Source organism: Vibrio sp. 10N.261.51.A3, from assembly GCF_041471965.1.
Classification (GTDB): domain Bacteria; phylum Pseudomonadota; class Gammaproteobacteria; order Enterobacterales; family Vibrionaceae; genus Vibrio; species Vibrio crassostreae_C.
This window is the reverse complement of the sequence record NZ_JBFRPK010000086.1, coordinates 25,102-36,052: the sequence shown is the minus strand read 5'-3', so window position 1 is coordinate 36,052 and position 10,951 is coordinate 25,102. Positions and strand designations below refer to the sequence as shown.

Annotated in this window: 9 protein-coding genes; 7 read left to right on the top strand and 2 right to left on the bottom strand. The window is 44.3% G+C overall.

All coding sequences use genetic code 11. The features are described from left to right. Nucleotides 1-79: 79 nt before the first annotated feature. The gene (plsB, locus tag AB4371_RS19255) at nt 80-2,503 is read right to left on the bottom strand and encodes a glycerol-3-phosphate 1-O-acyltransferase PlsB (protein WP_065584273.1); all 2,424 of its coding nucleotides are present in this window, start codon (nt 2,501-2,503) and stop codon (nt 80-82) included. Between the two features lie 220 nt (nt 2,504-2,723). Between plsB and AB4371_RS19250 the strand changes: the two genes are divergently transcribed. From AB4371_RS19250 to dinF, 4 genes are all read left to right on the top strand, one after another. Next, on the top strand, nt 2,724-3,086 hold the full coding sequence (locus AB4371_RS19250) for a diacylglycerol kinase (protein ID WP_017061045.1): 363 nt from the start codon (nt 2,724-2,726) through the stop codon (nt 3,084-3,086). Between the two features lie 94 nt (nt 3,087-3,180). Beyond that, entirely contained in the window at nt 3,181-3,801 is a 621-nt protein-coding gene (lexA, locus tag AB4371_RS19245) for a transcriptional repressor LexA (protein WP_019820514.1), read from the top strand. Between the two features lie 97 nt (nt 3,802-3,898). Continuing rightward, nucleotides 3,899-4,777, top strand: a complete 879-nt coding sequence (locus tag AB4371_RS19240; protein WP_372150509.1) for a class I SAM-dependent methyltransferase — start codon at nt 3,899-3,901, stop codon at nt 4,775-4,777. A gap of 117 nt (nt 4,778-4,894) precedes the next feature. Continuing rightward, nucleotides 4,895-6,250, top strand: a complete 1,356-nt coding sequence (gene dinF, locus AB4371_RS19235; protein WP_372150508.1) for an MATE family efflux transporter DinF — start codon at nt 4,895-4,897, stop codon at nt 6,248-6,250. Nucleotides 6,251-6,433: 183 nt separating this feature from the next. On the opposite strand, the gene sthA is transcribed toward dinF, so the two are convergent. Next, nucleotides 6,434-7,834, bottom strand: coding sequence for a Si-specific NAD(P)(+) transhydrogenase (gene sthA / locus AB4371_RS19230; protein ID WP_017061048.1), 1,401 nt, complete (start codon nt 7,832-7,834; stop codon nt 6,434-6,436). Between the two features lie 327 nt (nt 7,835-8,161). Between sthA and fabR the strand changes: the two genes are divergently transcribed. The 3 genes from fabR to AB4371_RS19215 all read left to right on the top strand — a co-directional run bounded on the left by fabR (nt 8,162) and on the right by AB4371_RS19215 (nt 10,732). Then, a complete protein-coding gene (gene fabR, locus AB4371_RS19225) occupies nt 8,162-8,803 on the top strand; it encodes an HTH-type transcriptional repressor FabR (protein WP_010438693.1) in 642 nt (213 codons plus the stop codon). Continuing rightward, the gene (locus AB4371_RS19220) at nt 8,803-9,174 is read left to right on the top strand and encodes a YijD family membrane protein (RefSeq protein WP_017061049.1); all 372 of its coding nucleotides are present in this window, start codon (nt 8,803-8,805) and stop codon (nt 9,172-9,174) included. Before fabR ends, AB4371_RS19220 begins: the two co-directional genes overlap by 1 nt. A 298-nt stretch (nt 9,175-9,472) precedes the next feature. Next, nucleotides 9,473-10,732 (top strand): tyrosine-type recombinase/integrase, encoded by a 1,260-nt coding sequence (locus tag AB4371_RS19215; protein ID WP_372150507.1) that lies wholly within the window; start codon nt 9,473-9,475, stop codon nt 10,730-10,732. The last annotated feature ends 219 nt before the right edge of the window (nt 10,733-10,951 follow it).

The following is a 10,951-nucleotide window of genomic DNA, read 5'->3' as shown; positions in this document are numbered from 1 at the left end:
TTGTGTATAAGAGACAGCCCAGTGGGTGCCTTTTTTGATCGCGTTGAATCTGCTATCAGAGCCCTGCTATATACAGGAATTACTCGACTTGGTGAATACTCTCTTGAATAGTCAGACGGACTTCTGGGTAAAGCATCGAGTAAAGAAGCTTAGCGAATTGCTGAGTCTTCTCTAAATCGCAGTTGCCGTCGTTATCTAGGTACTGTTGCTGCTTCAACGTTGCGAACATAGAAGCAAACACACCTTTATCGAAGAATTCGGGAGCATTGATACCATGCAATCGACCAAGTCGCTGTGCGATGTCTTGGCTTTTCTGCTCAAGGTCAGATTTGTCCAGTTCCGGATTCTCTGCCAGCAAGTTTAGAGCAATAGAGTAGCGCTGTAGCGTTTCTGAAATCGTACGGCCTAACAGCATAAGAGCTTGGCTGTTCGATTGGTTGATCGTCACTTCATTGTCAGACACAACAATCATGCCCTGGCTAACAAGTTCATCAATGATGTTTGATACTACGCCTTCAAGCTGTGATTCGTCGTAGCTTAAGAACAGCTCTTTCTTTAAGAACGGATAAATTGCTGCAACATTCTTTTGAATCGCTTCAATCGATAAACCGCGCTGACGAATGGTCATCTGGGCAATTAAAGATGGCAGAGCGAACAAGTGAATGATGTTGTTTCGGTAGTAGGTCATCAGAATTGACTGGTGACGGTCTAGCGAAATGATGTCGCCCATTGAGTCTGATTCAATCAAGAACTTGTTCAGTGATTCAGCATGTTTTACTAAATCTTCAGCGCTGTCTTTTGGCACAGTGAACGTTGCCGAATATGGAACATTCTTAAGCAGAGACAGGTAGCAATTAATCTGAGAAACCAAAGAGTCACGAGACAATGCGCGCTGTCTTGAAGCCAATAGTGCCGTTGCACAAAGGGTCAGGGCATTGGTCGCTGCCGCATCGTTAATGTGCGTCATCATTTTGGTCGCCAAGTCATTAACCACCGGGTTCATCCATTGTGGTTTGCTAGTGCCCATTGGGTCGATGTCTTTGGTCCACTCAGGTGAGTGTTCATTCAGGTATTGGTTCAGTTGAATTGGCTCACCGAAGTTCACGTAGCCTTTACCAAAGTTACGCAGCTTACGAATGGTACGAATCACTAAGCTCGCGTTTTCTTTCTCTTTACGCTTACCACGAAGTTCTTTTGCGTAAGTCGCCACTTCCATCACGTGCTCGTAGCCGATGTACACAGGAACCAAAGTCACCGGGCGATTCATGCCGCGCAGCATCGCTTGAATAGTCATCGCCAACATGCCGGTCTTCGCTTGCAATAAACGACCTGTACGAGAACGCCCACCTTCACTGAAGTACTCTACTGAGTAACCTTTAGCGAACAACTCCGCTAGGTATTCACGGAAAATCGTCGAGTACAGCTTGTTGCCTTTGAAGCTACGACGAATAAAGAACGCACCACCATGACGGAAAATAGGACCGGCAGGGAAGAAGTTCAGGTTGATACCCGCAGCGATGTGCGGCGGCACCATGCCTTCATGATAAAGCACATAAGAAAGCAGTAAGTAGTCCATGTGGCTACGGTGACAAGGCACGTAAACAATCTCGTGACCATCTTGAGCCAACTTACGAACCGTTGAAGCGTTGCTGATATGCAGGCCTTGGTACAACTTATTCCACAGCCAACCAAGAATCTTCTCACCACGCTTGATCAGCGAGTAAGAGAAGTTCGCAGCAATCTCGTCCATAATGTCTTGAGCTTCTTTGCTCGCTTTCTCGATCGAGATGTTCTTTGCTTGTGCTTCGTCTTCAATCGCTTTTTTGATCGCTTCTGATTTTAACAGGCGATCAAACAGAGCTTGGCGGCTTGGCAGGTTAGGGCCTGATGCTGCAAGCTTTTGGCGAGAGAAGTGAATACGTGCCACGCGCGCCAGTTTGTGCGCGATGGTGCTGTCGGTGCCGTGTGAGTTGGCCATGTAACGCAGAGAAACCACAGGACTAAATCGAACCAAGCAGTCACGACCGGCTAGCAATACAGCTTTTGATTTCTCTAAGCCGTTCATTGCCTGTAGGTAAGGCTTCTGGTTATTCTCTTTACCAGGTTTGCGCCCCCACAAAACGGTAGCAGGGATAACTTGAACATCGAGTTCAGAGTCGTCGGCGTGCAGTGAAAGCAATTCAGAGAACACTTCAATTGAAGAGCTTGGTACATAATCATCGTCTTGCAGCAGAGTTTTGCGAGAAGAGATGAAAACGTAGCGTTGCAGTGATTTGCCGTTGATTTCAAGCTTGCTCAACGGATCAGGTAGGCCTAATTCAAGTGCATGTTTTTGCAATGTAAGAATGTCGACACTTGAGCGAAACGGTAAGGCGTATACAATCGGTTTGCTCAAATCAATGTTCAAATCCTCAACAGGGTTTGAAGGAATTGATGTGCCCTTTACCAATACGGATAAAGGTAGCTTCATTAATGAACGTGAAAAAGATTGTCCAGAAGACATATAGGTTCACTGCCTCAATAGTTATTTCAATGTGCTGAAGCGTATCTCTATTTCTCTGATAAAAAGGATAAATCCTATGAGTGAAATAGGGATAAGCCTAGGCGTAAATTTAATCGATGCAAGAATACCAGAAACTGGTCTAACCTTTTAATGGAAATAGTCATATTGCCGTTAAGTTTGTGGAAAATCATTCATCGACTGATTGAGTATAGGGTTAAAAATGACCAAAAAATCAAACACCGGATTCAAACGCATCATCAAAGCAGCAGGCTTTTCATGGCAAGGCATTACGAGTTCGTTTAAAAATGAGGCTGCATTTCGACAGGAAGTGTTCATGGCGGTCGTGCTTATTCCGTTGGCATTTTACCTAGATGTAAGCCAAGTTGAACGAATCTTAATGATCTCATCGGTGGTATTGGTGATGGTTGTCGAGCTAATCAATACCGCGATTGAAGCGGTTGTCGACCGAATCGGCAGTGAACATCATGAGCTTTCTGGGATGGCTAAAGATGTCGGTTCGGCAGCAGTTTTCATCTGTTTGGCACTCGCAGGTTATGTGTGGCTAGAGATCCTGTTTTTGTAATTTGCTAAAAATGAACTAAAAACAACCAATTGCTTTGCTTTTGTTCAGTTACTGGATATACTCACAGTCAACTGTATAAAAAGACAGGTGAATCATGAAGCCGTTAACGCCCCGCCAGCAACAAGTCTTTGACCTTATCAAAGGTAAGATCGAAGATTCCGGTATGCCACCGACACGTGCAGAAATCGCGCGTGAACTAGGCTTCCGTTCTGCTAATGCTGCAGAAGAACATTTGAAAGCTCTTGCTCGTAAAGAAGCGATTGAGATTATCCCGGGTGCGTCTCGCGGTATTCGTATTTTGCTTGAAGATGCAGCAAACGAAGAGCAAGGTTTACCATTAATCGGTCAGGTTGCCGCTGGTGAGCCTATCTTGGCTCAAGAGCATGTAGAAATGCATTACCAAGTTGATCCAGGCATGTTTAAACCACAAGCTGACTTCTTACTTCGTGTAAATGGCGAAAGTATGAAAGACATCGGTATTATGGATGGTGATTTATTAGCTGTTCATAAAACACAAGATGTACGCGATGGTCAGGTTGTAGTGGCTCGTGTCGATGATGATGTAACGGTAAAACGCCTAGAACGTAAAGGTTCAACGGTTCTGTTACATGCTGAAAATGAAGAGTTTTCTCCAATCCATGTCGATCTAGAATCTCAACACTTGTCTATTGAAGGGCTTGCGGTTGGTATTATTCGCAACACCGACTGGATGTAGTCAGTACAAACAGCTTATTGATATTTATTCTCAATAACTTGTCATTGTAATTGATATTCATTATCATCTTCTTTGTCGAGATACAAGGAAGATGATGATGCCAAACCCAACCAAACCTCAAATGAAGCCGCTTACTCGTAAGCCGCGCTCCTCTGTTCAAAAGGCTTCTTCTGAACAAGGGTCTGCACATCAAGAATTCCAAGTTCCGACGAACCTCGTTCAGCATCTTTGGTTTCGTAGCCGTGAAAGCCTAGCTGATGATGGTCTCGTTTATGATCCTATCGCAGCTCAAGCCTGCAAGCGTTGCCAGCTCGCACCAGAATGTCTTACCGGTGAACTCGACCAACAGCAACTCCTTTACGCGACACTGACTCAACTTTGTGATTCTCAAGTTCAACAGTTTTTATCTCATAACCCAGATGCTTGGATTATTAACGTGGGAGCAGGGCTCGATACCCGTTTCTACCGTTTAGATAATGGCCGCTGTCATTGGGTTGAGTTAGATGTAACCGAGAATCTGCTTTGGCGACAACGCTTGTTCCACAAAAATGAACGCTATCGCTTAGAGTGTGGCTCTGTCGATGACCTAACTTGGTTGGATGAACTTAATATTCCAGAACAAGCCTCGGTGATGGTGGTGTGTGAACATGCTTTGCTGGATTGTAATGAACAACAGACCGCGAACTTCATTCAGTCTTTGAGCCGCTACTTTACTCATGCACATGCGTGTTTAGTCTTAGCTGGAGATAAAAGCTCAAGTACGTTGGGACAAAAGCTTGGTTCAGGAAAGTATGCTCACGGGTTGTCTTCACCAATAGACAGTGTTCTCAATTGGTTGCCATGGGCGCAATGGGTTAAGTCATTTTCACCATTAGAGCAGCAATGTAATCGTTGGAAGTTGTGGCAGCGATTGTTGTGTAAGATTTCTCAGTTTAAAAAGCGTTTAACTCCTCAATTAGTACTCGTTAAATGGTAGCGTTAGCTTCTTCTATCAACACATAGTTTGGTAAAAGCTAACCAATACACAAAGTACACAACATAGTGAAAGCCCACCCACTAGGTTAAACTATCGCCTCTAAACTAAGAGGTGATCGTGAAGCTATTTAATCCCCAAATTATTTTTCAAACGCTATCCAATCAGGCGATGCACAAAAAAGTGCTGCTGCTCGCGATCCCGATGGTTCTCTCTAATATTACTGTTCCACTGCTGGGCTTAGTCGATGCGGCGGTTATCGGTCACCTCGAGCACTCTTGGTATTTAGGTGGTGTGGCGCTGGGCGGCACAATGATCAGCGTGACCTTTTGGTTGCTTGGTTTCCTGCGCATGTCGACAACAGGGCTAGCCGCACAATCTTATGGTGCGAATGATGGCAAGCAACTTGGTTTAGTCTTTGTGCAAGGCGTGACCATGGCCTTAGGGTTTGCTGGTGTCTTTTTGCTTTTACACAGTCTAGTCGCCGATTTAGTTTTCTCATTGAGTAGCGCCAGTGATCAAGTTAAGCACTATGGTCAGCAATATTTCTCAATCCGCGCTTGGAGTGCGCCTGCTGCGCTAACTAACTTTGTGATTCTAGGTTGGCTGCTCGGGACTCAAAACGCCAAAGCGCCAATGTGGATGGTGATCATCACCAATATCACCAATATCGTTTTGGATATCGTTTTTGTTATCGGCTTAGGGTGGCAAGTGGAAGGTGCTGCATTGGCATCTGTAATGGCTGATTATGCCGGTCTAACATTTGGCCTAATTTGTGTTTACCGAATCTGGGCGAAGAAGCAGTTACCATCGCCATGGGATCTGCTTAAGAAAACCAGCCAAGGCTTGAGTCGTTTCGTGAAATTGAATCGCGATATCTTTCTTCGTTCATTGTATCTACAAGCGACTTTCACTTTCATGACTTTCCAAGGTGCAAGCTTTGGCGATGATGTTGTTGCGGCCAATGCAGTGTTGATGAGTTTCTTGATGATCATCTCTTATGGGATGGATGGCTTTGCCTACGCAATGGAAGCGATGGTCGGTAAGGCGATAGGCGCGAAAGACAAAGATGAACTGAACCAGTCATTGATTGGTACTTTCTTCTGGAGCTTTAATATTTGTTTGGTACTGACCATAGCGTTCGCACTCGCTGGCTCGAGTTTGATTAATATGATCACTACCATTCCTGACGTGAAGAACCAAGCCGAGGTGTATTTACCGTGGTTAATCGCAATGCCATTGGTGTCTATGTGGTGCTTCTTGTTGGATGGTATTTTTGTTGGAGCAACCAAGGGCAAGGATATGCGCAATAGTATGCTTGTTGCGACCTGTAGTTTCTTCGCGATTTTCTATTTAGCATCAGGTTTAGAGAACCATGCACTGTGGTTAGCGATGCTGAGCTTTATGGCAATGCGCGGAATTGGTCTTGGTGTGTTGTTTGTTTCTCAGTGGAAGAAAGGGGAGTTTCTCGCTTAGCTCTGAGGGCTCTGTTTGTGGAGAGTAAATGAGGCTGTACAGGTAAAGGGGTATTTAGAACATCATGATCTAATTACTATCAATGCCTTAATATTCAGTGTTTTAAATAAAAACAGCAAGCGCGTGGCTTGCTGTTTATGTATTTGGCCTATGGGTGGTCAAATACTCCTATTGGTTCTTTATCTAGAATAAACGGTTAAGCCCGTTGAGTGCTGCAACACGATAAGCTTCCGCCATCGTTGGATAGTTAAAGGTTGTATTCACAAAGTACTCGATGGTATTTGCTTCACCTTTCTGCTCCATGATCGCTTGTCCGATATGGATGATTTCAGCGGCACGCTCACCAAACACGTGGATACCTAAAATCTCTTTGGTTTCGCGATGGAACAGGATCTTCAAGCTACCAATATCTTTACCCGCAATTTGAGCACGAGCTAGGTGTTTGAAAGAAGAACGTCCTACTTCATACGGTACTTTAGCTGCGGTAAGTTCTTGCTCGGTTTTACCAACAGAGCTGATCTCCGGAATGGTGTAGATGCCGGTTGGAATGTCTTCGATAAGGTGGCGTTCAGCTTCACCCTTCACAATTGCCTGAGCCACAAATCGACCTTGGTCATAAGCCGCGCTTGCTAGGCTAGGGTAGCCAATCACATCACCGACAGCGTAAACATGGTCAACATTGGTTTGGTAATTGGTATTTACTGAGACTTGCCCACGCGAGTCCGCTTCTAAGCCAACAGCACCAAGGTTCAGTTTATCGGTATTACCCGTTCGGCCATTGGCATACAGTAGGCAATCAGCGCGCATCTTTTTACCTGACTCTAGGTGAATGATCACGCCATCATCAGTGCCTTCAATTTTCTCAAAGGTTTCATCGTTGCGAATCACGACACCGCTGTTCCAGAAGTGATAAGAAAGTGCATCTGAGGTTTCATTGTCTAGGAATGACAACAGACGGTCACGAGTATTGATAAGATCGGTTTTTACACCCAAACCGCGGAAAATCGACGCGTATTCACAACCAATAACGCCAGCACCATAGATGATGATGTGTTGCGGGTCGTGTTTAAGAGAAAGAATCGAGTCACTGTCGTAGATACGTTCATGCAGGAAGTCGACGTTATCTGGTTGGTAAGGGCGAGAGCCTGTCGCGATAACAAATTTGTCTGCACTGTAATGTTCTTCAGTGCCATCGCTTTGCATTACCGAGACAGTGTTGGTATCGATAAAACGTGCAGTACCAAAGACCAACGTGCACTGGTTGCGGTCGTAGAAGCCTTGGCGTAATCGAGTCTGCTTGTCGATAACCGATTTGGCATGCCCCAAAATGTTAGAAAACGTTGAGTGTATGCTTTTGTTGTTCTGACAAAACAGCGGATTACTGTTGAATTCGATAATACGACTTACGGCATGACGCAGTGCTTTTGAAGGAATTGTTCCCCAGTGAGTACAACCACCACCAACGCTGCTCTCTTTCTCAATGATTGCAACGTTCAACCCGGCTTTGGTTAATCCCATCGCTGCCCCTTCTCCTCCGGGGCCACTACCAATTACGATTACATCAAAGTGGTTGGAGTGCGGCATAGATATCTTCCTTGTTATATTTGAGTAACATTGCTTTAGCGAGATTTTAACTGATTCTGTTCTTGGGTACATGAAAAGGGCATCAGAGAGTCGGTGGGATCACGCAGTGTTATCGAAAAAATAATATTTGGTATGTCGTATGTCTCCAAATGACAGTGTGGATATTGAAATTTTTTCTTCGAACGTATTTACTTCGGTACGTGAACAAAGAGGTATGTTTAGTGTCTTATATAACCAGAGTGCCTTATATAAATAAGTGATTCGCGTTATATTGAATAGAGTATTAGACATGCCTGTTTAGGCTGTAAAAGAAGAAATTGATAAAGTATGAAACCAATGGGCATTCGCGCACAGCAAAAAGAAAAAACTCGTCGCAGCTTAATCGATGCAGCATTTAGCCAACTCAGCGCCGATCGTAGTTTTTCCAATCTAAGCTTGAGAGAAGTCGCTCGTGAGGCTGGAATAGCACCGACTTCCTTTTATCGTCACTTCAAAGACATGGATGAGCTTGGCTTAACCATGGTTGATGAAGGTGGCTTACTGCTGCGCCAGTTAATGCGTCAAGCTAGGCAACGCATAGTAAAAGAAGGCAGTGTGATTCGTACATCGGTTGAAACCTTTATGGAATTCATTGAAAGCAGCCCTAACGTATTCAGACTGTTATTGCGAGAGCGCTCAGGAACTTCATTTGAGTTTCGTGCAGCGGTAGCTCGTGAGATACAGCACTTCTCTGCTGAGTTAACCGAATATTTGATAACGACTGGCATGACACGAGACGAAGCTTTTACTCAAGCTGAAGCCTCCGTTATCTTGGTCTTCAACTCAGGGGCAGAAGCATTAGATTTAGATCGACGTCAGCGAGATGAACTGGCTGAACGCTTGATCATGCAATTGCGAATGATGGCCAAAGGGGCTTTTTGGTATCGTAAAGAACGTGAACGTAACCGATTAAAAGGCGGGATTGAATAATGTCGAATGAAAATAATACTGTAAACCGTGGTTCAGAAAGAAAGACACTCGTACTTGCTGTTATTGCCGGTGTGTGTGGTGATGCTCTGTTATCTTGGGTAACAATGAGCGAAGTGGGCTTCTCTATTTTCCCACTGATTGCTTTAGTCTTGGCTGTACAAGCACTTTACCAAGAGTACCTAACTAACCCAGTATCTGAAGATATTCCACTAGTAGGTTTGGCTTGTTTCTTTGTAGGTGCATTTGGCCACTCGGCTTTTGTGAAGGCACAACACCCTGATGCTGGCTCAAACTTCTTTGCGATTATTGTCGCGATGTTGCTTCTTGCATGGGTAGGTAAGAAACTCGGCTTTATCGGCAAAACTGCTTAAGCTGATTTAGAAATTAAAAAAACGAGCCAATGGGCTCGTTTTTTTGTATCTGCTGTTTGGCTTAGACCTGAAAGCGATACTTACGCTTTACGCTCTAGGAATACGCCAGCTTCCATGTGGTGCGTATATAGATCTCTAGGTCTGATAGTGTCCTTTTAAGTCTTGAAGTGCCGTGTATCATATTGATAATAAACAATTGTTGTGGTTTCGTTGTCCAGTGGCGTCTTAAGGGATACAATGAAAACTCACATGTTGCCGTACCCCGAGCCGTACCCAGAATTTGAGGATGTCGTTCATCATGAAAAAGCGAATTAATAGCAATGCCACCTTGCTCGCGCTGAAGCCACAAGAAAAAGAATACTTAGTTGCGGATAAAAAGAATGAAGGATTAAATATTAGGGTTCGACCAACAGGAACAATGACTTGGACATTTCGCTTTCAATTGGGAAAGAAACACGAAAAGATTTCAATGGGGCGCTATGATCAATCAAATCCAGAAAGAGGAATGACATTAGATCAAGCAAGAAAGGAAGCTGGTCGCTATCGCAGTTGGTTGGAGAACAGCAAGAACCCAAAGGAAGAACTCGCAAGGGAGCGGCGTGAAAAAGAGGAAGCGAAGACGTTTGATGATGCTTTTACTAGTTTTGATACTAAGCGTTTATCTAAGCAGCTACGTGGTTCTCAGTCTAGAACTATCTATATTCGTGATATAAAACCACATATCGGTAGGATTAAACTAGTGGATTTAAGTATCGTCGATCTTAATAAAGTCTTTGATGCTAAAGTGGATAAAGATGGGAAGAGGATGGCTGGTGCTATCGGAGCATGTCATAAAATCATCAATCAGGTTATCAATCACGCCTTAGCATTGAATATGCTAGGTTCTCACCCAGCACCACAATTGAAGGCAAGAGATGTTGGCGGTGGTTCCAAGGTTACTAAACGACACCTTAGTTTTTCTGAGCTGAAAATTTTGTTAACGAGTATTCCTTCTTGGCGTACAGACTCTTCTAACATCCTTTTGATGCAGTTCTTACTTGGTTGTGGGCAACGTATTAGTGCCGTGCTCGAAATGCGTTGGAGTGAGTTAGATCTGGAAGAGAAGGTGTGGTTATTGCCAGCAAGTTCAGAGGATCGTCATACCAAAAGCCCAGAAAGTCGCAAAGTCCCTTTAAGTGATTATCTGCTTGCTCTTCTCAATGAGCAGCGTACAAACGTGCCAAGTAAGTGGAAGTTGGTCTGGCCTCAGCTAACGGTAGATAAAGTTCAAGAGCCAGCAGCAGTACGTGCGTTGATCAAACGTAATCTACCAACCGATTTTGAACGATTCTCTCCACACGATCTGCGACGTACTTTCATTAGCCGCTGTAGTGAGATGGGATTGGATATTGTGGCGATCGAAAAAACAGTAGGCCACCAGCTACCGGGAATGTTAAGAGTTTATAATCACCATGACTATCTTGATGAGCAGTTATCTGTATTGCAGGCTTGGGGTGAAAAATTGCAAACGATTACCATCGAGAATGTAGTGCCGTTATCACAACCTAAATTAGCTTAAATGTTCAAATATTTTCTGCTCTCGTTGATAAAAACTAAACTGTAGTACCTACAGTTGAATGGGTTATCTTGATCGTCGTCGCCCTATTATGCAATGGTGGAGCGAACGTATTGAACGAGCAGGTGAAGGAGAGTTACTTGAAGTCGGCTTTAAAGGCTTGCGAATTGTCGCTGCTTGAATTCGTAGGGGCTTGCCTTGCCTTGTTACTGTCAACTAAAT